The 26242-nt window shown below is 57.7% G+C and carries 22 protein-coding genes and 3 tRNA genes; 3 read left to right on the top strand and 22 right to left on the bottom strand.

Features of this window, described 5'->3' with window-relative positions:
* Positions 1 to 35: 35 nt before the first annotated feature.
* The gene (locus tag AB7M29_RS07300; RefSeq protein ID WP_454246618.1) at positions 36 to 2243 is read right to left on the bottom strand and encodes a DUF1631 domain-containing protein; all 2208 of its coding nucleotides are present in this window, start codon (positions 2241 to 2243) and stop codon (positions 36 to 38) included.
* Between the two features lie 364 nt (positions 2244 to 2607).
* Between AB7M29_RS07300 and nadC the strand changes: the two genes are divergently transcribed.
* Positions 2608 to 3456 (top strand): carboxylating nicotinate-nucleotide diphosphorylase, encoded by an 849-nt coding sequence (nadC, locus tag AB7M29_RS07295; protein ID WP_217857605.1) that lies wholly within the window; start codon positions 2608 to 2610, stop codon positions 3454 to 3456.
* A 50-nt stretch (positions 3457 to 3506) separates the two neighbouring features.
* On the opposite strand, the gene AB7M29_RS07290 is transcribed toward nadC, so the two are convergent.
* Positions 3507 to 3812 (bottom strand): DUF6388 family protein, encoded by a 306-nt coding sequence (locus AB7M29_RS07290; protein WP_454246617.1) that lies wholly within the window; start codon positions 3810 to 3812, stop codon positions 3507 to 3509.
* Between the two features lie 301 nt (positions 3813 to 4113).
* Here AB7M29_RS07290 and AB7M29_RS07285 point away from each other — a divergent pair, with 301 nt between their 5' ends.
* Entirely contained in the window at positions 4114 to 4659 is a 546-nt protein-coding gene (locus tag AB7M29_RS07285) for a hypothetical protein (RefSeq protein WP_217857603.1), read from the top strand.
* Positions 4660 to 4668: 9 nt separating this feature from the next.
* Here the strand turns inward: AB7M29_RS07285 and AB7M29_RS07280 are convergent.
* From AB7M29_RS07280 to rlmE, 16 genes are all read right to left on the bottom strand, one after another.
* Positions 4669 to 4744: transfer RNA gene (locus tag AB7M29_RS07280), tRNA-Thr, on the bottom strand.
* Positions 4745 to 4893: 149 nt separating this feature from the next.
* Positions 4894 to 6999 carry a polyribonucleotide nucleotidyltransferase gene (gene pnp / locus AB7M29_RS07275; protein WP_052965657.1) on the bottom strand — a complete coding sequence of 702 codons (2106 nt, stop codon included), beginning with the start codon at positions 6997 to 6999 and terminating at the stop codon, positions 4894 to 4896.
* Positions 7000 to 7194: 195 nt separating this feature from the next.
* Positions 7195 to 7464, bottom strand: a complete 270-nt coding sequence (gene rpsO, locus AB7M29_RS07270) for a 30S ribosomal protein S15 (RefSeq protein ID WP_003176135.1) — start codon at positions 7462 to 7464, stop codon at positions 7195 to 7197.
* A gap of 117 nt (positions 7465 to 7581) precedes the next feature.
* The gene (gene truB / locus AB7M29_RS07265; protein WP_007900465.1) at positions 7582 to 8499 is read right to left on the bottom strand and encodes a tRNA pseudouridine(55) synthase TruB; all 918 of its coding nucleotides are present in this window, start codon (positions 8497 to 8499) and stop codon (positions 7582 to 7584) included.
* 3 nt (positions 8500 to 8502) lie between these two features.
* Positions 8503 to 8904, bottom strand: a complete 402-nt coding sequence (gene rbfA / locus AB7M29_RS07260) for a 30S ribosome-binding factor RbfA (RefSeq protein WP_030128077.1) — start codon at positions 8902 to 8904, stop codon at positions 8503 to 8505.
* A gap of 159 nt (positions 8905 to 9063) precedes the next feature.
* Positions 9064 to 11589 carry a translation initiation factor IF-2 gene (gene infB / locus AB7M29_RS07255; RefSeq protein ID WP_217857602.1) on the bottom strand — a complete coding sequence of 842 codons (2526 nt, stop codon included), beginning with the start codon at positions 11587 to 11589 and terminating at the stop codon, positions 9064 to 9066.
* Between the two features lie 27 nt (positions 11590 to 11616).
* A complete protein-coding gene (gene nusA, locus AB7M29_RS07250; RefSeq protein WP_007900474.1) occupies positions 11617 to 13098 on the bottom strand; it encodes a transcription termination factor NusA in 1482 nt (493 codons plus the stop codon).
* A 47-nt stretch (positions 13099 to 13145) separates the two neighbouring features.
* Positions 13146 to 13604, bottom strand: coding sequence for a ribosome maturation factor RimP (rimP, locus tag AB7M29_RS07245; protein ID WP_010463487.1), 459 nt, complete (start codon positions 13602 to 13604; stop codon positions 13146 to 13148).
* 138 nt (positions 13605 to 13742) lie between these two features.
* Positions 13743 to 13819, bottom strand: a tRNA-Met gene (locus tag AB7M29_RS07240).
* 96 nt (positions 13820 to 13915) lie between these two features.
* A tRNA-Leu gene (locus AB7M29_RS07235) sits at positions 13916 to 14001 on the bottom strand.
* Positions 14002 to 14023: 22 nt separating this feature from the next.
* On the bottom strand, positions 14024 to 14407 hold the full coding sequence (secG, locus tag AB7M29_RS07230; protein WP_017336473.1) for a preprotein translocase subunit SecG: 384 nt from the start codon (positions 14405 to 14407) through the stop codon (positions 14024 to 14026).
* A gap of 4 nt (positions 14408 to 14411) precedes the next feature.
* Entirely contained in the window at positions 14412 to 15167 is a 756-nt protein-coding gene (tpiA, locus tag AB7M29_RS07225) for a triose-phosphate isomerase (protein ID WP_052965661.1), read from the bottom strand.
* A 66-nt stretch (positions 15168 to 15233) separates the two neighbouring features.
* Positions 15234 to 16571, bottom strand: coding sequence for a phosphoglucosamine mutase (gene glmM, locus AB7M29_RS07220; protein ID WP_454246616.1), 1338 nt, complete (start codon positions 16569 to 16571; stop codon positions 15234 to 15236).
* Between the two features lie 16 nt (positions 16572 to 16587).
* Positions 16588 to 17439: a dihydropteroate synthase gene (folP, locus tag AB7M29_RS07215; RefSeq protein ID WP_217857600.1), complete on the bottom strand. Its 852-nt coding sequence runs from the start codon at positions 17437 to 17439 to the stop codon at positions 16588 to 16590.
* 8 nt (positions 17440 to 17447) lie between these two features.
* The gene (gene ftsH, locus AB7M29_RS07210) at positions 17448 to 19358 is read right to left on the bottom strand and encodes an ATP-dependent zinc metalloprotease FtsH (protein WP_052965666.1); all 1911 of its coding nucleotides are present in this window, start codon (positions 19356 to 19358) and stop codon (positions 17448 to 17450) included.
* A 202-nt stretch (positions 19359 to 19560) separates the two neighbouring features.
* Entirely contained in the window at positions 19561 to 20190 is a 630-nt protein-coding gene (gene rlmE / locus AB7M29_RS07205) for a 23S rRNA (uridine(2552)-2'-O)-methyltransferase RlmE (RefSeq protein ID WP_007900501.1), read from the bottom strand.
* A 101-nt stretch (positions 20191 to 20291) separates the two neighbouring features.
* On the opposite strand from rlmE, the gene AB7M29_RS07200 reads away from it, so the two are divergent.
* Positions 20292 to 20600 (top strand): YhbY family RNA-binding protein, encoded by a 309-nt coding sequence (locus AB7M29_RS07200; RefSeq protein ID WP_007900503.1) that lies wholly within the window; start codon positions 20292 to 20294, stop codon positions 20598 to 20600.
* Positions 20601 to 20609: 9 nt separating this feature from the next.
* On the opposite strand, the gene AB7M29_RS07195 is transcribed toward AB7M29_RS07200, so the two are convergent.
* From AB7M29_RS07195 to carA, 4 genes are all read right to left on the bottom strand, one after another.
* Positions 20610 to 21014 carry an MFS transporter gene (locus AB7M29_RS07195; RefSeq protein WP_217857599.1) on the bottom strand — a complete coding sequence of 135 codons (405 nt, stop codon included), beginning with the start codon at positions 21012 to 21014 and terminating at the stop codon, positions 20610 to 20612.
* 28 nt (positions 21015 to 21042) lie between these two features.
* Entirely contained in the window at positions 21043 to 21519 is a 477-nt protein-coding gene (gene greA, locus AB7M29_RS07190; RefSeq protein WP_007942892.1) for a transcription elongation factor GreA, read from the bottom strand.
* Complete coding sequence (gene carB, locus AB7M29_RS07185; RefSeq protein WP_454246615.1) at positions 21516 to 24737, bottom strand: carbamoyl-phosphate synthase large subunit; 3222 nt, start codon at positions 24735 to 24737, stop codon at positions 21516 to 21518. The genes greA and carB overlap by 4 nt, the downstream gene beginning before the upstream one ends.
* Before the next feature lie 117 nt (positions 24738 to 24854).
* The gene (carA, locus tag AB7M29_RS07180; RefSeq protein WP_217857598.1) at positions 24855 to 25991 is read right to left on the bottom strand and encodes a glutamine-hydrolyzing carbamoyl-phosphate synthase small subunit; all 1137 of its coding nucleotides are present in this window, start codon (positions 25989 to 25991) and stop codon (positions 24855 to 24857) included.
* Positions 25992 to 26242: the final 251 nt, after the last annotated feature.

Raw genomic sequence — 26242 nt, 5'->3', positions numbered from 1 at the left:
TGCCCAGTATGCCGCGATAGACCCTCGGCGCGCGATCACTTGCCGCGATTGAGACGCCGCAGGTTGCCCAGCACCGACTCCAGCGCCCGGTCGAACAGCAAGGTGTCGTCCAGCGTTCGCACCGCGCCACGCCGGAACTCCAGAGCCAGACCGGTACGGCTGTGCTCCAGCACTTTCATCCCGGTACGGTTGACGAAGATGTATTTGTCGGTGGCTTCAATGATCGCCGCCAGCTTGCAGCGCAGGGTGTTTTCCTCGTCCTCCTGAAACTCGACCCAGCAGCCCAGGTGCAGCTGATCTACCTGAAGCAGAGCAACATCGTCCTCCGGCAAACGCATTGATGCCGTTTCGACCGGGCCTTCGTCAGCGGTGCGAAGCACGATTTCCTGCTGCACTTCGACCATCATCGGTGCGTCAACAGCCGTGCTTTTCTGGCCCGGGCGTTCGAACAACTGAAGGTGCAAAACTTCCAGCTCGCTGAAAAACTCGCCGGTGGCGAACGGGTCGAATGCCGAGCTGTTCAAGCCATCGCGCAACGACTTGAGCAACCCCGGCACCAGCGACAACAAGCGCAGGCTCGCGTCGGGTTCGTCATGGCGTTGCACGCTCCAGATCAATTGCGCCATGGTCTGCACATCGGCATGCCATTCGGCGGACTGATCACCGTGCTTGAGGCAGGTCAGCAACAGCACTTTGCTCCAGGCTTCCTGGACAAACGCCACCACGCTGTGCGGCAGTACCTTGCCCACCAACACCTGATTCAGCACCTGCTCGACGCGCTGACGCGCCAGATCCGTCCTGGCACGGCCTTCTTCGGCGTCGCGGGTGCGTTGCTCGAGTAATTCGCTACGACGGCGTTCGTCACTGGTGAAGGCGAGAAAATCCGCCAGCAATTCGGAAAAGATCGCCGGGTCATCGACAAAATCGTTCAGCAAACGCTGCACCACTTGCTCGATGCGCAGGTACAGGCTGTCGCGCTCATGGTCATCGCACTCGCCCCAGCCCATGGCCGCAGCGGCGATTTCGTTGAGTAAACGCCGGGCCGGATGGCTGCTACGACTGAAGAAGCTCTTGTCGAGCACCGCGACTTTCAGCATCGGGATCTGCAAACGGCCGATCAGCGCCTTGAGGGAGTCCGGCAGGTTACGGTCATCGAGGATGCATTCGAAGAGCATGGCGATCAGGTTGATCACGTCTTCGTCGGCCACCCCCACCACGCGCGACTTGCCGCTTTTGACGCTGACGCGGGTCAGCAGTTGTTCAAGCTGATTACGCAGATCGAAGTCGTCCGGAGCGGCCAGGTCCGGTACGTATTGCTGCAAGTGCGAGAGCAGGCGCAGCAGGTCGCGGGTGGAAATAGGCTGGGTCTGGGCACTGACTTCCAGGGTCGGCGCAACGCTGCCACGCACGTGGAACAGCAATTCCTGCAAGGCGGCGAAGACTTCCTGCACGCCCTCGTCGATCTGTGTATTGCCAGTCCTCACGCCTGTCTCGGCGGGGTCAGCACGAACACTCGCAGCCGCCCGATCGGTGGCACGCCGCGCCGGGGCGGGCTTGAGGTCCGGCAGCACGCCGGTGGCGATCAGCAGTTGATTGGCTTCGGCGTAAAGCTGATCAACATTGCTGAGCACATAGCGTTCGAACAACTTGAGGATGATCAGCTTGACCTTGATCTCCATGCCCAGGTTGCGCCCGGCCTGCAAGAAATACTCGCAGAGCAGCGTCGGCCCCAAGGGGTTGTGCTGTTCGACCAGTGTCTTGCTCAACAGTGTGCTGAGTCGGGCGGTGAGCTGGTCGAGGGCGAAACCGTCGCGATTCAGCACTTTGCCGACCATGGCCTCCACCGCCACGTTGCGCTCCATGTCGTCATCGGGCATCGACGCCGAGGCATCGAAAGCCAATGCCCGGGGCAAGCCAGCGTGAGAACTGTCGTACTGCGCGAGGCTGACGAAGGCCTCGAAATATTGCTCGAGAAATCCCCGTTCAATGCTTTTGCGCTTGAGGCGCAAATCGCGCATGGCCTCGAAGAAGATGTTTTGCTCGACATTGTTTCGGGCCCGGTCGGCCATTTCAAACAGGGTGTCGTCGGCGTTATCGAACAGCTCTTGCAAACCTTGCTTGAGCTGTTGAGCGGCCTTGTCGCGAACCTGAAGCAGAATCACGGGCAGGCGGGCGAGCGGCGAGTGAGTCGCCTGGTCGGTAGCGGCCTTGTGCAAAGGCACTACATTCCCGTCGTTGTGCATCCAAGCCTCCTGAAACGGTGATTCTTCGGTTCGGTTCGGTAAGAAAGATCGAGTACGCAGGCCACACAGCCGACGCTCAACGGGGACAGTCACCACCCGTTGTCATTCAATAATCGGGAATCCAAAGCTACGTCAAAGCTATGACGTCAAATGCAAGGCGAATTATCTGCAAAAGACTCTCCTTGTGCCAGCAGACTCTGCCCTTCCCCAAGAAATAGACGTTTATGAGAGCCCCTTGCTTAGCACTGATTGCTCGCGCGAATCGACCAAATGCAGGTTGGCGAACGATGGAATGGCCGTTGATGCCTTGGGTTGCCTCGCAGCATGGCCCTATAATCGGGCCACTTTGTTTGTGGAGCCCGTTATGCCGAATCTACGTCTCGCCGATTTGACCGCCGAAATCGAAGCCAACGTGCGCCGTGCGTTGCTCGAGGACATCGGCAGCGGCGACATCACCGCGCAACTGATCCCGGCCGAACGCCTGGCCAAAGCCACCATCATCACCCGCGATGAGGCTGTCATTGCTGGCACCGCGTGGGTGGATGCGGTTTTCCGGCAATTGGACCCGCGGGTTGCCGTTCATTGGCAGGTGCGCGACGGCGAACGGGTGAAACCCAATCAGGTGCTATTCCATCTCGAAGGCCCGGCGCGCTCGCTGCTGACGGGTGAACGCAGTGCTCTTAATTTCCTGCAAATGCTGTCCGGCGTGGCCACTCGCGCGCAGCACCTGGCCGACTTCGTCGCCGAGACTCAGGTGAAGTTGCTAGATACCCGCAAAACCCTGCCGGGGCTGCGCCTGGCCCAGAAATACGCCGTGACCTGCGGGGGTTGCCACAATCACCGCATCGGCCTGTATGACGCCTTTCTGATCAAGGAAAACCATATCGCCGCCTGCGGTGGCATTCCTGAGGCTATCGCAGCCGCGCACAAGATCGCCCCGGGCAAACCGGTGGAGATCGAAGTGGAAAGCCTGGCGGAGCTGAAGGAAGCACTGGCGGCCGGTGCCGACATCATCATGCTCGATGAACTGAGCCTGGATGACATGCGCGAAGCCGTGCGTTTAAACGCCGGCAAGGCAAAACTGGAGGCCAGTGGCGGTATCAACGAAAGTACATTGCTGCCAATCGCCAAAACCGGGGTGGATTATATTTCGATTGGTGCGATGACCAAGGATGTGAAGGCTGTGGACCTGTCGATGCGTTTAAGCCTCTGATCACGCCTTTGATAATAAAAAATGCCAGCCTGATGAAGGCTGGCATTTTTTTAGACCACCAGATTGTTCATCTCGCAGTACTCTTCCCACTCCACGCCCAATACCTCGGCCGCCTCCTTGTGCAGCGCCAGGCGCGCGGCCTCGAACTCTTCCGGGGTTGTGGTGTATTTGAGCGTCAATTCCCACGGCTGCAAGCCCTGAGCTTCCGCCTCATCCTCGAACGCCCATTGGATCTGGTCTCTCCGATCGTCGGCTGGCAAGTCCTTGATCTCTTCGGCCAACTGAGGCGACTCAAGCAGGTACTTTTTAAGTGCTTCTTCGTGTCTGGCTTCTTGGGTCAATTCTTTAACGGTCATGGCGTTCTCGCTGATCTGGGGAATGGAAGATGGATCTGGATCATCAAGGATCTCTCTGACGCAAAAAACCGTTTGAAGCCCGGTTTGTCTGGCCTTCAGAACCATTCGGGATCATCTGAAAACTGCTGGGCGATGCTCATGCAGACAACGAATATAGGACGTTTTGTCGAGGATGCACACGGGTCTTTACATCTATCCCACAAAAAGCCACGAACATAAGGTGCAGGAGGCCTTGGAACATAAGTCGAAATCCCAAGTCGTAGCGATGTGCCATATCGTCACTTCACAAGGAACCCCAGTGATGCGCAGTTTTTCGAAGCTTTCGTCTGCCCAGCTTGCCACCGCTGCCCTGCTGCTTGGCAGCCTGACATTGGCCAGTGCCGCTCAAGCGGCTGTCGAAGTCACCTCTGACCCTTCGATGTACTCCGACAAAATCTCCGCCCTCCACAATTCATTCGGTAAGGACACGCTCGTCAGAACCAGTGTCAGCATCGATGATCTGGAAAACCTGCAAAAAACCGTGAAGGCCAATGCCACCGAACTGGAAAGCCAGAAGCGCACCCTCAGCGAGCAGGCCCGTCAGATCGAAGAACTCACACGCAACAGCGGTTCCAGCTCAAACTCCAGCAGCAAGGAGATTGACGATCTCAAGCGCACGATCAATGAGCAGGAGCGCGATCTGAACAACCTTGGCAAGCAAGTGGAAGAGCTAAAGCGCAACAACGGCTCCAGCTCAAGCTCGAACAACAGCGAAATCTCCAGTCTCAAACGGGAGATCAGCGATCAGGATCGCGCGATGGATCAACTCAAGCGCACCGTCGAGGACCTGAGCAGAAAGGTGAAGTGAAGAAGAGAATGGTGCCCGAGACAGGAATCGAACCTGCGACCTTCGCGTTACGAGTGCGCTGCTCTACCGGCTGAGCTACACGGGCTGTGGGCTAAACCTAGCACTGGCTTCGGGGTCCGGCAACTTGTGGCGAGGGAGCTTGCTCAGATATTTTTCTGTACACAAAAAAATGCCCCGCCGCTTTCACGGTGGGGCATTTTTTATAACGTTGAAGCGGTCAGGCGAAGGGGGTGATTAAACGCCCGAAGCCTTGGCTGCTGCTACGTCTTTGATGGACAGCTTGATACGGCCGCGGTTGTCCACGTCCAGTACCAGTACTTCCACTTCCTGGCCTTCTTTCAGGATATCGGTCACTTTCTCAACGCGAGCATCGCTCAGCATGGAGATGTGAACCAGACCGTCCTTGCCCGGCAGGATGTTGACGAATGCGCCGAAGTCGACGATGCGCTCAACCTTACCAACGTAGATCTTGCCGATCTCGGCTTCAGCGGTGATGCCCAGAACGCGCTGACGTGCTGCTTCAGCCGCTTCCTTGGTTTCGCCGAAGATCTTGATCGAACCGTCGTCTTCGATATCGATCGAAGCCTTGGTTTCTTCACAGATCGCACGAATGGTCGCGCCACCTTTACCGATGACATCACGGATTTTGTCGGTGTCGATTTTCATCGCGATCATGGTCGGAGCGTTTTCCGACAGCTCGGTACGCGACTGGCCAATGATCTGGTTCATCTGACCGAGGATGTTCAGGCGCGCTTCCAGGGCTTGGCCCAGAGCGATTTCCATGATTTCTTCGGTGATGCCCTTGATCTTGATGTCCATCTGCAGCGCGGTAACACCTTTGGCGGTACCCGCTACTTTGAAGTCCATGTCGCCGAGGTGATCTTCGTCGCCCAGGATGTCGGTCAGGACGGCGAATTTCTCGCCTTCTTTAACCAGACCCATGGCGATACCGGCAACCGGTGCCTTCATCGGAACGCCGGCATCCATCAGAGCCAGGGAAGCGCCACAGACCGAAGCCATGGAGCTCGAACCGTTGGACTCGGTGATTTCCGACACAACACGAATGGTGTACGGGAACACGTCGGCAGCAGGCAGCATGGCCTGAACCGAACGACGGGCCAGACGGCCGTGACCGATTTCGCGACGACCAGCGCCACCCATGCGGCCACACTCACCTACCGAGAACGGAGGGAAGTTGTAGTGCAGCATGAACGGGTCTTTTTTCTCGCCTTCCAGGGTGTCCAGCAGCTGTGCGTCACGGGCAGTACCCAGAGTCGCGACTACCAGGGCCTGGGTTTCGCCACGGGTGAACAGTGCCGAACCGTGGGTCTTGGGCAGAACACCGACTTCGATGTTCAGCGGACGTACGGTCTTGGTGTCGCGACCGTCGATACGTGGCTTGCCGTTAACGATGTTTTCGCGAACGGTGCGGTATTCGATTTCACCGAAAGCCGCTTTGACTTCAGCGGAAGTCGGCTGACCTTCTTCACCGGACAGGTTGGCAACAACCTGGTCTTTCAGCTCGCCCAGACGTGCATAACGGTCGGCTTTGACGGTGATGGTGTAAGCCTGGGAGATCGCCTCGCCGAACTCGGCACGGATAGCGCCCAGCAGTGCGGTGGCTTCTGGCTGAGGAGCCCAGGTCCAGGTTGGCTTGGCAGCTTCAGCGGCCAGTTCCTTGACGGCGTTGATCACCACCTGGAACTCGTCGTGAGCAAACAGTACAGCGCCCAGCATCTGGTCTTCAGTCAGCTCTTTGGCTTCCGATTCAACCATCAACACGGCTTCCGAAGTACCGGCAACGACCATGTCCAGGCTCGAAGCTTTCAGCTGTTCGTAAGTCGGGTTCAGCAGGTAGCCGGTGCTTTCATGGAACGCAACGCGGGCAGCGCCGATCGGGCCATCGAAAGGAATGCCGGAGATGGCCAGGGCAGCCGAGGTACCGATCATCGCAGCGATGTCCGGATCGGTCTTTTTGCTGGTGGAAACGACGGTGCAGACAACCTGCACTTCGTTCATGAAGCCTTCTGGGAACAGCGGACGGATCGGACGGTCGATCAGTCGGGAAGTCAGGGTTTCTTTCTCGGAAGGACGGCCTTCACGCTTGAAGAAACCGCCAGGGATCTTACCGGCAGCGTAAGTCTTTTCCTGGTAGTGAACGGACAGAGGGAAGAAGCCCTTGCCTGGATCGGCTTGTTTGGCACCAACGACGGTCACCAATACGCTGACGTCGTCGTCAACGGTGACCAATACTGCGCCGGAGGCCTGACGGGCGATACGGCCAGTCTCGAGGGTAACGGTCGACTGACCGAACTGGAATTTTTTGATTACCGGGTTCACGGTGTCCTACCTTCTTTTGTGGCTCTTGGGGAACTTGTCTTCTTGCGAAATTCTTGGGCAATGTCGGGAATCGGCCCAACGCCTGTCCAGGGTAAAACGTATATCCAGATAAAACTTGAGGCTGGGAGCCTGCCATGCGCCAGCGGGAAACCCACTGACGCACGACAGACAACCAACCTCTAGCGCAATCGCTTATTAGCGACGCAGACCCAGGCGACCGATCAGAGCCTGATAACGACCCAGATCCTTGCCTTTCAGGTAGTCCAGCAGCTTACGGCGCTGGTTTACCATGCGGATCAGACCACGACGGGAGTGGTGATCTTTACCGTTGGCCTTGAAGTGACCTTGCAGTTTGTTGATGTTGTGGGTCAGCAGTGCAACTTGCACTTCTGGCGAACCAGTGTCACCAACAGCTTGCTGGTAGTCAGCTACGATTTGAGCTTTTTCTTGAACGTCGAGAGCCATGAGGCAATCCTTTTATCAGGAAACTGTTTCAAAGAAACAGCTTCAACAGGCCAGGGACAAATCCCTGTATCTAAAAATGAGTAGTGACCGTGCCTGTTAACAGCCACACTCGTTCGGTCATTCTGACCGAATCAGTCGACGTGGCGCGATGCGCCCGTCTTCGCTCACTTCACCGATACCGATGAAGCGACCGTTGTGATCCTGTACCCGTACCATGCCGAATTTCGGTGCATCCGGGGCGCGTACCGGTTGGCCGTTAAGCCAGTAGAACGCGCTGTGCTCCGAGAAATGCAACAGTGGCCAGTCCAGCAGGCCGCTGTCCGATGGCATCAGAAAGCGGTCGACCGCTTCGTTGCCGCCTTCGGCATGTACCGCTTCAAGCTCTTCCAGAGTGACTGTCTGTGCAAGCGTGAAAGGCCCGGCCTGGGTACGTCGCAATTCAGCCACGTAAGCGCCACAACCGAGTTGCTCACCGATATCCTCCACCAGGGTGCGGATATAGGTGCCTTTGCTGCAATCCACCGCAAGCCGCGCAGTATCACCCTCGAAGGCCAGTAATTCCAAGCGCGCAATAGTAACAGAACGCGGTTCGCGCTCCACTACTTCGCCTGCACGGGCCAGCTTGTACAGTGGCTGGCCATCACGCTTGAGCGCCGAGTACATCGGTGGTATCTGACTGATTTGCCCACGAAATTTCGGCAGCACAGCTTCGATATCGGCGCGACCAACGGTCACCGGGCGCTCCAGCAAAACTTCACCTTCGGCATCGGCCGTGGTGGTGGTCTTGCCCAGTTGCGCCAGGGTTTCATAACCCTTGTCGGAATCGAGCAGGTATTGCGAGAACTTGGTGGCCTCACCGAAGCACAACGGCAGCACGCCGGTGGCCAGCGGATCAAGACTGCCGGTGTGCCCGGCCTTCTCGGCATTGAGCAACCAGCGGACCTTCTGCAACGCGGCGTTGGAGGTAAACCCCAACGGCTTGTCGAGCAGGATGATGCCGCTGACGTTACGACGGATACGTTTGACCTGAGCCACCGATTACTCCTTGGCGTCTTCGGGTTCAGCCGCTACCGGGTGCTGATTGTCTTCAGCCACCGCACGCTCGATCAGGGCCGACAGGTGCGCGCCACGCACGACGCTTTCGTCGTAATGGAAGTGCAACTGCGGAACGCTGCGCAACTTCATTTCGCGAGCCAGCTGCATACGCAGGAAACCTGCGGCGGAGTTGAGCACCTTGATGCTTTGCGCGATGTCTTCAGCGCTGTCCTGGCCCATCACGGTGATGAAGATCTTGGCGTGACCGACGTCACGGCTGACTTCAACAGCGGTAATGGTGACCAGGCCGACGCGCGGGTCTTTGACTTCACGACGGATCAGCTGTGCCAGCTCACGCTGCATCTGATCGCCGATACGTTGGGTACGGCTGTATTCTTTTGCCATGTCTTGTTACCTGTTACTGCCCCACGGTGAAACCCGAGGGGTCTGAAAGCGGCAAACGCCCGGCCTGACAAAAGCCAGACCGGGCGTTGCGTTTAGAGTCCGGACGTTGCGCCGCGCATCTGCATGCGGCGGCTCATCGTGGCCCTTGAAGTGCGCGAGTTAGAGGCTGCGAGCAACCTGCACCTTCTCGAAGACTTCGATCTTGTCGCCGACTTTGACGTCGTTGTAGCTCTTCACGCCGATACCGCATTCCATGCCGGCACGTACTTCGGAAGCGTCATCCTTGAAGCGGCGCAGGGATTCCAGCTCGCCTTCGAAGATAACGATGTCTTCACGCAGTACACGGATTGGACGGTTACGGTGAACAACACCTTCGATAACCATGCAACCGGCGATCGCGCCAAACTTCGGCGAGCGGAACACGTCACGCACTTCAGCGGTACCCAGGATGTTCTCGCGAACATCGCTGCCCAGCATACCGGTGAGGGCTTTCTTGACGTCTTCGATGATGTCGTAGATCACGTTGTAGTAACGCATATCCAGACCTTCCTGCTCGACGATCTTGCGAGCGCCAGCATCGGCACGCACGTTGAAGCCGAACAGTACAGCGTTGGAGGCCAGTGCCAGGTTGGCATCGGATTCGGTGATACCACCGACACCGCCACCGACCACACGCACTTGCACTTCGTCGTTACCCAGGCCGTTCAAGGCACCGTTCAACGCTTCCAGCGAACCACGGACGTCGGATTTGAGGACGATGTTGAGCGTCTTCTTCTCTTCCTGACCCATGTTCTCGAAGATGTTTTCAAGCTTGCCGGCGTGAGCACGGGCCAGTTTGACTTCGCGGAACTTGCCTTGACGGAACAGAGCCACTTCACGGGCTTTCTTCTCGTCGGCAACAACGCTCATCTCGTCGCCAGCGTCCGGGGTACCGTCCAGGCCGAGAATCTCGACAGGGATAGAAGGACCGGCTTCCTTGATTGGCTTGCCGTTCTCGTCGAGCATGGCGCGAACGCGGCCATAGTTCGAACCGACCAGCACCATGTCGCCTTGGCGCAGGGTACCGTCTTGAACCAGAACGGTTGCAACCGGGCCACGACCTTTGTCGAGACGCGATTCAACCACAACGCCACGGCCAGGAGCCGAAGGGGTCGCTTTCAGTTCGAGAACTTCAGCTTGCAGCAGAACAGCTTCGAGCAACTCGTCCACGCCAGTACCGACTTTCGCCGAAACCGATACGAACGGGGTGTCGCCGCCCCACTCTTCCGAAGTCACGCCGTGAACCGACAGTTCGCTACGGATGCGATCGAGATCGGCGCCCGGCTTGTCGATTTTGTTCACTGCAACAACCAGCGGAACACCAGCAGCCTTGGCGTGCTGAACGGCTTCAACGGTCTGCGGCATTACGCCGTCGTCCGCTGCAACCACCAGGATCACGATGTCGGTCGCCTTGGCACCACGGGCACGCATGGCGGTAAACGCGGCGTGACCAGGGGTGTCGAGGAAGGTGACCATGCCGCGTTCGGTTTCAACGTGGTACGCACCGATGTGCTGGGTGATACCGCCGGCTTCGCCAGCAGCTACCTTGGCACGACGGATATAGTCGAGCAGCGAGGTCTTACCGTGGTCAACGTGGCCCATTACGGTCACAACCGGTGCACGGGAGAACGCTTCACCTTCAAACTTCAGGGACTCGGCCAGGGAATCTTCCAGGGCGGTGTCGCTGACCAGGGTCACTTTGTGGCCCAGCTCTTCGGCAACCAGTTGGGCAGTTTCCTGATCCAGTACCTGGTTGATGGTCGCTGGAGTACCCAGTTTGAACATGAACTTGATGATTTCAGCAGCCTTGACCGACATCTGCTGGGCGAGATCGCCAACAGTGATGGTCTCGCCGATCTTCACTTCGCGCACAACAGGGCCGGTTGGGCTCTGGAAACCGTGGGCGTTGCGTTTCTTCAGCTTGGCCTTGCCGCGACCACCACGACGGAAGCCATCGCTTTCTTCGTCGGTAGTACGTGGCGCAACACGTGGAGCAGGCGCTTTTTCCTTGACCGAAGCACGATGCGGAGCGTTTTTGCGCTCGCCATCGCCACTGCCACGACGATTGCTATCGTCGGCACGTGGTTTGTCCGGACGACGCTGCTCGTCGCGTTTGCGAGTGTCGGCCGCAGGTGCTGGTGCAGCTGCAACAACAGGCGCGCTTTCACGCACTGGTTCGGCAACTGCAGCAGGCGCTGCAACGGCATCGTTAGTAGCGGTTTGCGCAGCAGCAGGCTGGCGACGCGCTTCTTCTTCGGCGCGACGCTTGGCTTCTTCTTCAGCCTTCTGACGTGCAGCATTTTCTACTGCGCGGCGTTCTTCCTGTTCGCGTTTGCGCTCGGCTTCGATTTCTTCCGGGCTGCGTTGTACGAAGACTTTCTTCTTGCGTACTTCAACGCTGATGCTCTTGCTACCAGCAACACGCAGGGTGCTGGTGGTTTTGCGCTGCAATGTAATCTTGCGCGGTTCTTCCACTTTCGCCTTGTGGCTGCTCTTCAAGTGAGTCAGCAAAGACTGCTTCTCACTATCGCTCACACCTTCATCGGCGGCGGTGTGCGGCAGACCTGCCTCACGCATCTGCTGCAACAGGCGCTCTACCGGTGTTTTGACCTCATCGGCCAGTTGTTTCACCGTGACTTGCGTCATGCACTTCTCTCCTCAGGCCGCGCCTAATTACTCGAACCAATGGGCTCGGGCGGCCATGATCAACTTGCCGGCACGATCATCGTCAATGCCGTCGATGTCGAGCAGGTCGTCAATAGACTGCTCGGCCAGGTCTTCGCGGGTAATTACGCCGCGCACCGCCAGTTCCATCGCCAAATCCTTGTCCATACCCTCAAGCGAGAGCAGGTCTTCGGCCGGATGGGCGTCTGCCAGCTTTTCCTCAGTAGCGATGGCTTTAGTCAACAAACGATCCTTGGCGCGAGCGCGAAGCTCGTTGACGGTTTCTTCGTCAAAGCCGTCGATGTTGAGCATTTCTTCCAACGGTACGTAGGCAATCTCTTCCAGGCTGGTAAAGCCTTCATCTACCAGCACCTGTGCCAGGTCTTCGTCGACTTCCAGCTCGTCGATGAAGTTGCGCAGGATGTCGCCGGTTTCTGCTTGCTGCTTAGCCTGGATGTCCGATTCGGTCATCACGTTCAGGGTCCAGCCAGTCAACTGGCTAGCCAGACGCACGTTCTGACCACCGCGACCGATGGCCTGAGCAAGATTGTCTGCGCCAACGGCGATGTCCATTGCATGGGCATCTTCGTCAACGATAATTGCCGCCACTTCAGCCGGCGACATTGCATTGATCACGAACTGCGCCGGGTTATCGTCCCACAGGACGATGTCCACACGCTCACCGCCCAATTCGCCCGACACTGCCTGGACGCGCGAACCGCGCATACCGATGCAAGCGCCTTGCGGATCAATACGTTTGTCCTTGGAGCGGACCGCGATCTTGGCGCGCGAACCCGGGTCGCGGGACGCAGCCATTACTTCGATCAGGCCTTCAGCGATTTCCGGCACTTCGATGCGGAACAACTCGATCAGCATTTCCGGCGCGGTACGCGACAGGATCAGCTGAGGGCCGCGGTTCTCGGTGCGGATTTCCTTGAGCAGCGCACGCAGACGCACGCCAACCCGGAAGGTTTCGCGAGAAATGATGTCTTCACGGGCCAGCAACGCTTCAGCGTTATTGCCCAGATCGACGATCACGTTGTCGCGGGTGACTTTCTTCACGGTGCCGGAGATGATTTCTCCCAGGCGCTCGCGATAGGCGTCAACGACTTGAGCACGCTCGGCTTCGCGAACTTTCTGCACGATGACCTGCTTGGCGGTCTGTGCAGCAATGCGGCCGAACTCGATGGATTCGATCTTTTCTTCGACAACATCGCCGACCTTGGCGCCAGGATGCGTTTCTGCAACCTTGCTCGGCCAGGTTTCGATGGCCGGATCGTCCAGGTCTGCTTCTTCGACGACCGTCCAGCGACGGAATGTCTCGTAAGCACCGGTGTGGCGATTGATTTCCACACGCAGATCGACTTCGTCCTCAAAACGCTTTTTGGTAGCAGTGGCCAGGGCCAGCTCCAGCGCTTCAAAAATTACGTTTGCCGGTACGCCCTTTTCATTGGATACCGACTCAACAACCAGCAGTACTTCTTTGCTCATCGTACGCCTCGCCTTTCGCAAGCCATTGGATCCGCGGGATCCGCGTCTCAGTCAAAACTGGGAATAATGTTGGCCTTGTCGATCATATCGATCGGCAACAGGAACTCATGGTCTTCAACCTGCACCACGACGTCCTGCTCTTCTACACCGCGCAGAAGGCCCTGAAAGTTGCGCCGACCTTCAAAAGGCGAGCGCAGCTTGATCTTCACTTGTTCACCGGCAAATTTTGCAAACTGCTCAATAGTGAACAGTGGGCGTTCCATGCCAGGCGAGGAAACTTCAAGGGTGTATTCAACGGCGATCGGATCTTCAACATCCAGTACACCGCTGATCTGACGGCTGACGATGGCACAATCGTCCACCAGCACGCCGCCCTCTTTATCAATATAAACGCGCAACATTGAGTGGCGACCTTGAGCCGAAAACTCAATACCCCAGCATTCATAGCCTAGGGCCACGACCACCGGGGCCAGCAAGGCCTGCAACTCTTCTAGCTTGCTCGACACCTGAACCCCCTCGTGCATGTATGTGCATGCTGTGCAAAATAAAAAAATGGGCGAAACGCCCATCCTTGAAACGCCGTTGAACAGCGGCGTTGAAAGTGTCCAGCTAACAAAAAGCCCCTTAAAAGGGGCTCCTTAAACTGGTTGCGGGGGCCGGATTTGAACCGACGACCTTCGGGTTATGAGCCCGACGAGCTACCAGACTGCTCCACCCCGCGACAAAGCTGGGGCGGAAGTATACGACCGATCCCTGACAGGGTCAATGTAACCTTCCACCTACAAGAAAGCCCGCAACAGCGGGCTCTCCTGATAATTGGTACCGAGAAGGGGACTCGAACCCCTACACCCTATGGGCACAACCACCTCAAGGTTGCGTGTCTACCAATTCCACCACCTCGGCAATACTACGTTTGAAACCCTTCTTACTTCTGCTCTTGAGCTGGAGGTACGTCAGTCGCTGGAGTAGCCGACTTTTGCTCTTGAAGCACCGGAACATCATCAGAAGCCGGTTGTTGCTTTGGAACTTCCAACACTGCTGGGTTTGGCAAACCTACTTGAGTCAGCTGGTGAGCCTTCTCTTTAGCAAAGTAACCTAACCCCAAGCTGGTTATGAAGAAACCGGCGGCAAGTATAGCAGTAAACTTACTAAGAAAGGTAGAGGAACCTTGGCTTCCGAACACAGTATTTGAAGCACCTGCTCCGAAAGACGCGCCAGCATCCGCACCTTTACCCTGCTGCAGCAAAACCAGAGCAACTACGCCCAATGCACCCAGCAGATGAAAAACGACTACGACTGTTTCCAGCATTTTTTCAGTTTCCCGCGGCGCGACAAATCGCACCGAACTCATCTGCATTCAGGGAAGCTCCACCAATGAGCCCCCCATCGATATCCGGCATGCCGAACAGTTCGACCGCATTGGCCGCCTTCACGCTGCCGCCGTATAGAAGCCGCACACCTTGCGCGACTTCAGAATTCTCTGCCGCCAACTGAGCGCGAATGGCTGCATGCACATCCTGCGCCTGTTGCGGCGAAGCAGTCAGCCCGGTGCCAATGGCCCAGACCGGCTCGTAAGCGATTACTGCCTTTGCAAAGACACCTACACCCAGCTCCTCAATTATGCTGCCAAGCTGACGCCCGACAACCTCAAGAGTTTTTCCAGCTTCGCGCTCTTCGAGGGTCTCCCCTACGCACAACACCGGAATCAAGCCACATGCCTGTGCCGCTGCGAACTTGCGAATCAGCATTCCATCCTGCTCGCCCATTATCTGGCGGCGCTCGGAGTGCCCGACAAGTACCAGGGAACAACCTGCATCCACTAATTGACTCGGCGCAATTTCACCAGTCAATGCACCTTGCATGGATTCCACTGCAGAATTCTGCGCGCCGATCGAAATCGACTTGCCTTTCAAGCCATCAATCACTTGATTGATATGCAAGCAAGGCGGGAATACCGCGACATCAACACCGCTTGGCAAGGCCAGATGACCAAGGCCGTTGATCAGCTCAGCGACGCTGGCGCGGGTACCGTGCATCTTCCAGTTACCAGCTACCATAGGGCGACGCATGCTGTACCTCGTCGGTCAAAGTGGGCGCAGATGTTACCCAACACAATCATGGCTGGCAAGCCGAAATCAGGCAGAAACTTCAGTTACCAGTTTTGCGAGCTCTTCGGCGTAACCGCGAACCTGCGTTTCGTCCTCGCCCTCGACCATGACCCGCACCAGCGGCTCTGTCCCGGACTTGCGTAACAGTACACGCCCACGACCGGCCATCGCCTGGGTGACACGGTCACTGGCCTCCTTGACGGTCGGATGTTCGATCGGATTCGCACCACCGCCAAACCGGACATTGATCAGCACCTGAGGACACTTGCGCAGCGCCTGACGGGACTGAGCCAGGCTTTCTACGCGCCTCTTCAGCGCCATCAACACCTGCAACGCGGCAATGATTGCATCACCGGTGGTGGTGTGACTGAAGCAGACAATGTGCCCCGAGTTTTCTCCACCCACCTGCCAATCGCGCTCCAGCAACTCGGAGATCACGTAACGGTCGCCAACGTTGGCGCGCACAAAAGGAATCGCCAGATCCGCCAGGGCCAACTCCAGCCCCAGGTTACTCATCAGCGTACCGACCACACCGCCCTGCAACTTGCCGCGCTCTTGCAGATCGCGAGCAATGATAAACAACAACTCGTCGCCGTCGACGACAGTGCCAGTGTGATCGACCATCTGGACCCGATCACCATCACCGTCAAAGGCAATACCCAAATCGGCGTGCTCGGCCAATACGGCAGCTTGCAGCGGTTCCATATGGGTCGAACCGCAATTCTCATTGATGTTCAGGCCATTGGGATGAGCAGAAAGCACAACGACATCGGCCCCCAGCTCACGGAACACACTAGGCGCCACTTTATAGGTCGCACCGTGAGCACAATCGATCACGATCTTCAGCCCAGCGAAACTGGTGCCGGTCGGAACGCTGCTCTTGCAGAATTCGATATAACGGCCCGAGGCATCGTTGATTCGCGATACTTTGCCGATCTTGCTCGACTCAACCACGGTCATCGGGGTGTCGAGCAACTCTTCGATCATCAGCTCGACCTCATCCGGAAGCTTGGTGCCCCTCCCGGAGAAAAACTTGATGCCATTGTCGTCATGAGGGTTGTGCGAAGCGCTGATCACGATGCCGGCTTCGGCATGAAAGGTGCGTGTCAGATAGGCGATGGCCGGCGTCGGCATCGGCCCCAGAAGCATCACATCAGCACCTGCCGAGGTCAGCCCGGCCTCAAGCGCCGACTCGAACATGTAACCGGAGATCCGGGTGTCCTTGCCCACGAGCACCTTGCAGGCACCCATGCTGCGAAATGCCATGCCTGCCGCCCAGCCAAGCTTGAGCATGAAATCAGGAGTAATCGGGTATTCACCGACCCGACCACGAATGCCATCGGTGCCAAAGTATTTTTTGCTCATAAGTACTCCATCATTCTTATTCGGCTGATTCTACTGCGGCAATCATTCGCACTACGTCGACCGTTTCAGCCACATCATGGACGCGCAATATACGCGCCCCCTTGATTGAAGCCAGTGCCGCGAGCGCTAAACCGCCATGCAAGCGCTCTCCCACCGGCCGATTCAAGGCTTGCCCGATCATGCTCTTTCGCGAAACCCCGACCAACAGGGGCCGCCCCAAGGCATGCAAGGCCTCCATATGTTTAAACAAGCTCAAGTTGTGCTGCAAGGTTTTCGCGAAGCCGAAGCCCGGATCGAGGATGATCCGCTCGGCAGGGATGCCTACCGACGCACACTGGAGCATCCGCTCGGCGAGAAACTCGCCAACCTCTTTCGTCACATCCTGGTACTGCGGATTGTCCTGCATGTCGCCCGGTTCACCGAGCATATGCATCAGACACACCGGCAAACCGGTGGCTGCAGCTGCATCCAGGGCTCCGTCTCGGCGTAACGAACGCACATCATTGATCAAACCCGCCCCCAGTCTTGCGGTTTCACGCATAACTGCCGGTGTGGAGGTATCGACCGAGATAATCACATCGAGTTCACGATGAATACGCTCGACGACAGGCGCTACACGCTCCATCTCCTCAAGGGGAGAAACCGCCCTTGCGCCGGGCCGGGTCGATTCACCACCGACGTCAATCAGTGTCGCGCCAGCCGCCACCATCGCCTCGGCGTGGCGCAGCGCCGCATCGAGCTGACTGTATTGGCCACCATCAGAAAAGGAGTCGGGAGTGACATTGAGAATGCCCATGACATGCGTCTGGGCCAAATCAAGAACCCGGTTGCCGCAAGGCAACCGGGTCGAGGACTGAACAGAAGTCATTTCAAACCTTATACGTCAGCAGCCGGGCCACCGATTGGTGTTTCCGGACGCCCATCCTGCACCGCCGGAGGCGTACCGGATGTATCACTACCGCCAGACCAGTCGCGAGGTTCGCGAGGGGTACGACCCGCCATGATGTCATCGATCTGATCGGCATCGATCGTCTCGTACTTCATCAAGGCATCAGCCATGGCATCGAGCTTGTCGCGGTTATCCGTGAGGATCTGCTTGGCCGTGCCGTAGCACTGGTCAATGATGCTGCGTACTTCGGAATCGATCAGCTTGGCTGTCTCGCCGGAGAAGCTGGCATGTTGACCGCCGCCGCCACGACCGAGGAACACTTCGCCCTCTTCTTCGGCGTACATCAATGGGCCGAGTTTTTCCGACAAGCCCCACTTGGTCACCATGTTCCGTGCGATCTGGCTGGCACGCATGATGTCATTGGATGCACCAGTGGTGACACCGTCGAAGCCCAGGGTCATTTCTTCAGCGATACGACCACCGTACAGCGAGCAGATCTGACTGATCAGCGCACGCTTGGACAGGCTGTAGCGATCTTCTTCCGGCAGGAACATGGTCACACCGAGCGCGCGACCGCGCGGGATGATCGACACTTTGTAGACCGGATCATGTTCAGGTACGACGCGACCGACGATAGCGTGGCCAGCTTCGTGATAAGCAGTGTTCTGCTTCTCTTTCTCGGACATGACCATGGACTTGCGCTCGGCACCCATCATGATCTTGTCTTTGGCCAGTTCGAACTCTTTCATCTCGACGATGCGCTTGCCGGCACGGGCTGCGAACAACGATGCCTCGTTCACCAGGTTGGCCAGGTCGGCACCAGAGAAACCAGGAGTACCACGCGCGATCACGGCCGGAGCGACGTCGTCACCCATTGGCACTTTGCGCATGTGGACTTTGAGAATCTGCTCGCGACCACGGATATCCGGCAGACCGACCACGACCTGGCGGTCGAAACGGCCCGGACGCAGCAATGCAGGGTCTAGCACATCGGGACGGTTGGTCGCTGCAATGACGATGATGCCGTCATTCATTTCGAAGCCGTCCATCTCTACCAGCAACTGGTTGAGTGTCTGTTCGCGCTCGTCGTGACCGCCGCCCATGCCGGCACCACGGTGGCGACCGACGGCGTCGATTTCATCGATGAAGATGATGCATGGCGCGTGCTTCTTCGCCTGCTCGAACATGTCACGAACACGACTGGCACCGACACCGACGAACATTTCGACGAAATCGGAACCGGAAATGGTAAAGAACGGCACTTTGGCTTCGCCGGCAATCGCCTTGGCGATCAAGGTTTTACCCGTACCAGGAGGACCGACCATCAGCACGCCACGAGGAATGCGACCGCCCAAACGCTGGAACTTGCCCGGATCACGCAGGAACTCGACCAACTCGCCAACTTCTTCCTTGGCTTCGTCGCAACCGGCAACGTCAGCCAACGTGGTTTTCACCTGATCTTCGGAGAGCAGGCGCGCCTTGCTCTTGCCGAAGCTCATCGGCCCGCCCTTGCCACCGGCACCGCCCTGCATCTGCCGCATGAAGAACATGAAGACGGCGATGATCACCAGGATCGGGAAGCTTGCGACCAGGAGTTGAGTCCAGATGCTTTGCTGCTCAGGCTGTTTGCCTTCAACTACCACATGGTTATCCACGAGGTCGCCGATCAGGCCATTGTCCTGGATTGCCGGACGAATGGTCTTGAAGCTGTCGCCATCGTTGCGCTTGCCGGTAATCACGTAGCCATCAACCGCTACGCGCTCGACCTTGCCATCCTTGACCTGCTGGATGAAGTCGGAATAGTTGAGGGTCTGCGGCTCGTTAGGGCTGGAGAAGTTGTTCATCACCGTCACCAGGACAGCCGCGATGATCAACCACAGGATCAGATTCTTTGCCATATCGTTCAATTAACTACCCTCTGAAGCAAGCTCCGCTAATGGCGCGTGCTTCGCATGATATTCACCGGCCTAACTTACTACATTACCTACGGCTCTGGCAGGCGCCGTCTGTAACCCTTTGTGAAACACTTTCTACACAATATTCGCTAATGCTCACGGGACGAAATACGAAAAACCTATCGACCCGCAAAAAAACCTCGATTTACTCACTACGGCCGCGGTAGCCCCAAGCCAGCATGTATTGCTCGCGGGAACTGCCACGGGAAGAGTCCGGCTTGATCATCTGGACCTTGTCGAACTTCTGACGAGCGTCCTTCACGTAAGCATCAAACCCTTCGCCCTGAAACACCTTGATCACGAAATTACCACCCGGCTTGAGTATCCGAGCCGCCAGATCAAGAGCCAGCTCACATAGAAACATGGCTTTTGGCATGTCCACCTCAGGCGTACCACTCATATTGGGGGCCATATCGGAAATCACAAGGTCCACCTGCGAATTACCCACGGCTTCAAGGATCTGAGCGAGCACTTCGTCCTGGGTGAAGTCACCCTGGATGAAAGTCACGTCCGGAATGCTGTCCATTTCCAGGATGTCCGAGGCGATCAGACGCCCCTGACCACCGATCAGCCGACTAGTGACCTGCGACCAGCCGCCGGGCGCCGCACCCAGGTCGACAACGCTCATACCCGGACGGATCAGCTTGTATTTCTCCTGGACCTCCAGAAGCTTGTAACTCGCACGCGAGCGATAACCATCCTTCTGCGCCTGCTTCACATAGGGATCATTGACATGTCTTTTCAGCCAACCAAGGCTTGTCTTGGAACGCGCCATTGGGCACCTCGATGATAAGGGTCGTGATTAATTGGGCGGATCCACGAACCCTCGGGTAAAATGGCCGCCATTTTACAGAATCCAGACTAAAGGGTCAGATTATGCCGCTCACTCAAGAGCAGAAGAAACAGTACAAATCCATTGGCCACCATCTGAAACCAGTTTTGATTGTGGCTGACAACGGTTTGACTGAAGGTGTGTTAGCCGAACTTGAACGCGCTTTGGCGGATCACGAGCTGATCAAAATCAAGCTCAACATCCTCGATCGCGAATCGCGCCTGGCAGCCATTGCAGAACTCTGCAAGGCCGGCAAAGCCGATCTGGTTCAGGTCATCGGCAAGATGGCTCTGATTTACCGCAAGAACTTCAGCGTCAACAAGCAGCTGTCGAACGTCCATCGCTTCAAGTGATGACAAGGGTCAAGGGTGTGCTTCGCGCACCCTCACACTCCATCCCGGCACCGGTTGCATCACCAGCACCAGCCCGGAAAACCCCAGAACAAGATAGCTGAACAGCTGCCAATGCACCGCCTGCGGCCAGCCGACGTGGACTGCGAAATACATCGCGCCCCCAAACAGCGCCATCATCAGCAGTTGCCCACGAATATCGCGCCATAGACTGGCAAGGCCCTTGGCCTGAACCAGCACCAAAGCCTGAAAACCCACACACGCCGTGGCAAATCCCACCATCAGCGTATTCAGCATGCCTGCGATTTCGTCGATCAGCAGCGGTGCCAGGCCTATTCGCCCCAGCACCGGCAGCAGACCAACGTGCAACAGCCACAGGCCGCCAACCCACAACATTTGGGTTAGTTGCCAAAGCATGGCGCCCGCACGTAGCGGGCGCCTTCTTTCAGAGGTGGCGAACTTCGACAATCTCGTACTCGATAACGCCACCCGGCGTTTTCACGGCGACCACATCCCCCTCTTCCTTGGCAATCAAGGCGCGGGCCAGTGGCGAGCCCACCGAAATCTTGCCGAGTTTGAAGTCAGCCTCATCCTCACCCACGATGTGGTAAGTGACGCGCTCATCAGTCTCGACGTTAGCGATTTCAACGGTGGTGCCGAAAATCACTTTGCCGGTATGAGGAATGGTCGTGACGTCGATGATGACCTGATTCTGAATCCGGCCTTCGATGTCACGAATCCGCGCCTCGACCATACCCTGCTGCTCGCGAGCAGCGTGGTATTCGGCGTTTTCCTTCAAATCACCCAACTCGCGGGCCGTACCGATGTCCTGGCTAAGCTTCGGACGGACGACCTTGGTCAGGTGAGCGTGTTCTTCTTCCAGGGCTTTCGCGCCCTGGACGGTCATTGGGTATTTGATCATGCCTTCAATCCTGCGTGTAGATCCTGCAAGCGGCGCACGGTCTTCTCGGGACCGAACTTCAGCGCTTCGCAGATAGCTTCGCCAGCAGCAATGGTAGTGGTGCAGTAGATCTTGTGCTGCAAGGCATTACGACGAATGGAGTAGGAATCGGCGATCGACTGGCGACCTTCGGTGGTGTTGATGATCAGAGTGACTTCGTCATTCTTGATCATGTCGACCACGTGCGGACGACCCTCGGTTACCTTGTTCACACGACGCACTTTCAGGCCTGCGGCTTCGATCAGCTTGGCAGTACCGGCAGTGGCGACCACTTCGAAGCCCAAGTTGATCAGATCACGGGCCACGCCTGCAACCAGTGGCTTGTCATCGTCACGCACGCTGATGAACGCGGTGCCGCCAGTCGGCAGTACTTCGCTGGCACCCATCTGGGCTTTGGCAAAGGCTTCGCCGAAGGTGTCGCCCACGCCCATCACTTCACCGGTGGACTTCATCTCTGGGCCCAGGATCGGGTCCACGCCAGGGAATTTGGCGAATGGGAACACCGCCTCTTTCACGCTGTAGAAGTTCGGAATGATTTCTTTGATGAAGCCGATTTCCTTCAGGGTTTTACCGGCCATCACGCGAGCCGCGATCATTGCCAGGGAAACACCGATGCACTTGGACACGAACGGAACGGTACGGGAAGCGCGCGGGTTGACTTCGATGACGTAGATGTCTTCGCCTTGCAGCGCCAACTGAACGTTCATCAGACCGACAACGCCCAGTTCCAGGGCCATTTTCTTGACCTGTTCGCGCATCTCGTCCTGGATGTGAGCAGGCAGCGAGTACGGCGGCAGGGAGCACGCAGAGTCACCGGAGTGAACGCCGGCCTGCTCGATATGCTGCATGATCGCGCCGATCACCACGTCGGTGCCGTCGCAGACTGCATCCACGTCCATTTCGATTGCGCAGTTGAGGAAGTGATCGAGCAGCACCGGGCTGTCGTTGGACACTTTCACCGCATCACGCAGGTAGCGCTTGAGCTCTTCTTCTTCGTAGACGATTTCCATCGCGCGGCCGCCCAGTACGTAGGACGGACGAACCACCAGCGGGTAACCGATCTTGGCGGCGGCACGAATTGCTTCGTCTTCGCTGCGCACGGTGGCGTTTGGCGGCTGACGCAGGTTCAGGCGCTCAACCATTTGCTGGAAGCGCTCACGATCTTCGGCACGGTCGATGGCGTCAGGGCTGGTGCCGATGATTGGCACGCCGGCTTCTTCCAGGGCTCGCGCCAGTTTCAGCGGGGTTTGGCCGCCGTACTGGACGATCACGCCTTTCGGCTTCTCGACGCGGACGATTTCCAGTACGTCTTCCAGGGTCACTGGCTCGAAGTACAGACGATCGGAGGTGTCGTAGTCGGTGGAAACGGTTTCCGGGTTGCAGTTGACCATGATGGTCTCGTAACCATCTTCGCGCAGGGCCAGTGCCGCGTGTACGCAGCAATAGTCGAACTCGATACCCTGGCCGATACGGTTTGGACCGCCGCCGAGGATCATGATCTTGTCGCGGCCCGACGGCGCGGCTTCGCACTCTTCCTCGTACGTCGAGTAGAGGTAAGCGGTGTCGGTAGCGAACTCGGCCGCGCAGGTGTCAACGCGCTTGTAAACCGGGAAGATTTCCAGCTTGTGACGGTGGCGACGCAGAGCCTTCTCGGTCACGCCCAGCAGCTTGGCCAGACGCATGTCGGAGAAGCCTTTGCGCTTGAGGCGGAACATCAAGTCGTGGTCGATGCTGGCCAGACCCAGGGTCTTGACCTTCTCTTCTTCCTTGATCAGATCTTCGATCTGCACCAGGAACCACGGATCGATCATGTTCATGCCGAAAATATCTTCGACCGACAGGCCGGCGCGGAACGCGTCAGCGACGTACCAGATACGCTCGGCGCCCGGCACGGTCAGTTCGCGCTTGAGGATGCTCATGCTTTCCGGGTTGCTCAGGTCGAGCTTCTCGTCCAGGCCGCAAACGCCCACTTCCAGACCGCGCAGGGCTTTCTGCAGGGATTCCTGGAAGGTCCGGCCGATGGCCATGACTTCACCGACCGACTTCATTTGAGTGGTCAGGCGCGCGTCGGCTTTCGGGAATTTCTCGAAGGCGAAGCGTGGCAGCTTGGTCACTACGTAGTCGATGGAAGGCTCAAAGGATGCAGGAGTAGCGCCGCCGGTGATTTCGTTCTGCAGCTCGTCCAGGGTGTAGCCGATCGCCAGCTTGGCAGCGATACGCGCAATCGGGAAACCAGTGGCTTTCGAGGCCAGTGCCGAAGAGCGGGATACACGCGGGTTCATCTCGATCACGACCATACGGCCAGTGTCCGGGCAGATGCCGAACTGAACGTTGGAGCCGCCGGTTTCCACGCCGATCTCACGCAGTACCGCCAACGAGGCGTTACGCATGATCTGGTATTCCTTGTCCGTCAGGGTTTGTGCCGGAGCAACGGTGATCGAGTCACCGGTGTGCACGCCCATCGGGTCAAAGTTTTCGATGGAGCAGACGATGATGCAGTTGTCCTTCTTATCGCGGACAACCTCCATCTCGTACTCTTTCCAGCCGATCAGCGATTCGTCGATCAGCAACTCTTTGGTCGGCGACAGGTCCAGACCGCGGGCGCAGATTTCTTCGAACTCTTCACGGTTGTAAGCGATACCGCCACCGGTGCCGCCCATGGTGAAGGACGGACGAATGATGCACGGGAAGCCGAGACGCTCGAGAACCGCGTTGGCTTCTTCCATGCTGTGGGCGATACCCGAACGCGGGCAGTCCAGGCCGATGGATTTCATCGCCTTGTCGAAACGCGAACGGTCTTCAGCCTTGTCGATGGTGTCCGCGTTGGCGCCGATCATCTCTACGCCGAACTTCTCCAGAACGCCTTCGCGCTCCAGGTCCAGTGCACAATTCAGAGCGGTCTGGCCACCCATGGTTGGCAGCAGCGCGTCCGGACGCTCTTTCTCGATGATCTTGGCAACGGTCTGCCACTTGATCGGCTCGATGTACGTGGCGTCGGCCATGTCCGGGTCGGTCATGATGGTCGCCGGGTTGGAGTTCACCAGGATGACGCGGTAACCCTCTTCGCGCAGGGCTTTACAGGCCTGGGCGCCGGAGTAGTCGAATTCGCAGGCCTGGCCGATCACGATCGGGCCAGCGCCGAGAATCAGGATGCTTTTAATGTCTGTACGTTTTGGCATGGGTTGTCACTCAAATCCGCAGGTCAGTCGGCAAGCCGTCTTGTTCAATCTCTGAAGCCTTGAGGGGGCCACCGGTTTCGGGACCGCCCTCAGGCTTCGCTACATCAGGGCGAGCGATTAGCGTCGCTTGGCCATTTCGTTGATGAAGCGATCAAACAGTGGCGCTACGTCGTTCGGGCCAGGGCTGGCTTCAGGGTGACCCTGGAAGCTGAAGGCGCTCTTGTCGGTACGCTCGATGCCTTGCAGGGTGCCGTCGAAGAGCGATTTGTGGATCGCCCGAACGTTGCCTGGCAGGGTCGCTTCGTCTACCGCAAAACCGTGGTTCTGGCTGGTGATCATCACCACACCGCTGTCCAGATCCTGGACCGGGTGGTTGGCACCGTGGTGGCCGTGGCCCATTTTCAGGGTCTTGGCGCCGGAGGCCAGAGCCAGCAGTTGGTGACCGAGGCAGATGCCGAACACCGGAATCTCGGTTTCCAGCACGTCCTTGATTGCCTGGATCGCGTAGTCGCATGGCTCAGGGTCGCCCGGGCCGTTGGACAGGAACACGCCGTCAGGTTTCAGTGCCAGCGCTTCGGCGGCCGGAGTCTGTGCAGGCACCACGGTCACGCGGCAACCGCGCTCGACCAGCATGCGCAGGATGTTCAGCTTGACGCCGTAGTCGTAGGCCACAACATGGTATGGCAGCTCGGAGGCTTCGATAGTTGCGTGGCTGTCGGTTTTCAGATCCCAGACCGTCGAGCGCCACTCGTACTTCTCTTTGGTGCTGACGACTTTTGCCAGGTCCATGCCTTTGAGACCAGGGAAACCCTGAGCAGCGGCGATGGCGGCTTCTTCGGAAATGTTGTCACCGGCCATGATGCAGCCGTTCTGTGCGCCTTTCTCACGCAGGATGCGTGTCAGGCGGCGAGTGTCGATACCGGCGATTGCCACCACATTGTTGGCTTTCAGGTAGTCGGACAGTGACATCGTGTTGCGCCAGTTGCTCGCAACCAGTGGCAGGTCACGAATGACCAGGCCAGCGGACCAGACGCGGTCGGACTCGGCGTCTTCCGGCGTGGTGCCGGTATTGCCGATGTGCGGGTACGTCAGGGTAACGATCTGTTGGGCGTAGGAAGGATCGGTAAGGATTTCCTGATAGCCGGTCATGGCGGTGTTGAACACCACCTCACCAACGGTTTGACCGTCGGCTCCAATGGCTTCGCCGCGAAAAATGCTGCCATCAGCAAGGGCGAGTATGGCTGGCTTAGTCAAGAAGACCTCCCGTAAATAAAGCCTGAAAGGGCGATCGCAGGTTGTAAAAAAGCGGAGTGACGTATGGACACGTCACCCCGCTTCTTCATCGAATTATTCTGCGCGCTTTTAGTGGACACACTAAAGCTGTAGCTTACAGAAAAAGGCATTTTTGGTCTACCGCCAATGAGCCCTAAAGGCCGGAGAATGCGACAGGACGTCGCTTGGCGGAATAAAACCGGGCCCAAACGCTGAGTTTGAACCCGATTTCG

The organism is Pseudomonas sp. F-14 TE3623 (genome assembly GCF_053629015.1).
The sequence above is the reverse complement of the archived record's forward strand: the minus strand, read 5'-3'. Positions and strand labels throughout refer to the sequence as shown.

Bases quoted from the DNA above. Each gene is read 5' to 3' on its own strand.
- AB7M29_RS07195 (WP_217857599.1), bottom strand. From the start codon at position 21,014: ATGCTTTGGCAACTAACCCAAATGTTGTGGGTTGGCGGCCTGTGGCTG.
- secG (WP_017336473.1), bottom strand. From the start codon at position 14,407: ATGCTGGAAACAGTCGTAGTCGTTTTTCATCTGCTGGGTGCATTGGGC.
- tpiA (WP_052965661.1), bottom strand. From the start codon at position 15,167: ATGCGTCGCCCTATGGTAGCTGGTAACTGGAAGATGCACGGTACCCGC.
- nusA (WP_007900474.1), bottom strand. From the start codon at position 13,098: ATGAGCAAAGAAGTACTGCTGGTTGTTGAGTCGGTATCCAATGAAAAG.
- infB (WP_217857602.1), bottom strand. From the start codon at position 11,589: ATGACGCAAGTCACGGTGAAACAACTGGCCGATGAGGTCAAAACACCG.
- carB (WP_454246615.1), bottom strand. From the start codon at position 24,737: ATGCCAAAACGTACAGACATTAAAAGCATCCTGATTCTCGGCGCTGGC.
- nadC (WP_217857605.1), top strand. From the start codon at position 2,608: ATGCCGAATCTACGTCTCGCCGATTTGACCGCCGAAATCGAAGCCAAC.
- AB7M29_RS07285 (WP_217857603.1), top strand. From the start codon at position 4,114: ATGCGCAGTTTTTCGAAGCTTTCGTCTGCCCAGCTTGCCACCGCTGCC.
- AB7M29_RS07290 (WP_454246617.1), bottom strand. From the start codon at position 3,812: ATGACCGTTAAAGAATTGACCCAAGAAGCCAGACACGAAGAAGCACTT.
- folP (WP_217857600.1), bottom strand. From the start codon at position 17,439: ATGACTTCTGTTCAGTCCTCGACCCGGTTGCCTTGCGGCAACCGGGTT.
- glmM (WP_454246616.1), bottom strand. From the start codon at position 16,571: ATGAGCAAAAAATACTTTGGCACCGATGGCATTCGTGGTCGGGTCGGT.
- ftsH (WP_052965666.1), bottom strand. From the start codon at position 19,358: ATGGCAAAGAATCTGATCCTGTGGTTGATCATCGCGGCTGTCCTGGTG.
- rpsO (WP_003176135.1), bottom strand. From the start codon at position 7,464: ATGGCTCTCGACGTTCAAGAAAAAGCTCAAATCGTAGCTGACTACCAG.
- rbfA (WP_030128077.1), bottom strand. From the start codon at position 8,904: ATGGCAAAAGAATACAGCCGTACCCAACGTATCGGCGATCAGATGCAG.
- rlmE (WP_007900501.1), bottom strand. From the start codon at position 20,190: ATGGCGCGTTCCAAGACAAGCCTTGGTTGGCTGAAAAGACATGTCAAT.
- greA (WP_007942892.1), bottom strand. From the start codon at position 21,519: ATGATCAAATACCCAATGACCGTCCAGGGCGCGAAAGCCCTGGAAGAA.
- AB7M29_RS07300 (WP_454246618.1), bottom strand. From the start codon at position 2,243: ATGCACAACGACGGGAATGTAGTGCCTTTGCACAAGGCCGCTACCGAC.
- AB7M29_RS07200 (WP_007900503.1), top strand. From the start codon at position 20,292: ATGCCGCTCACTCAAGAGCAGAAGAAACAGTACAAATCCATTGGCCAC.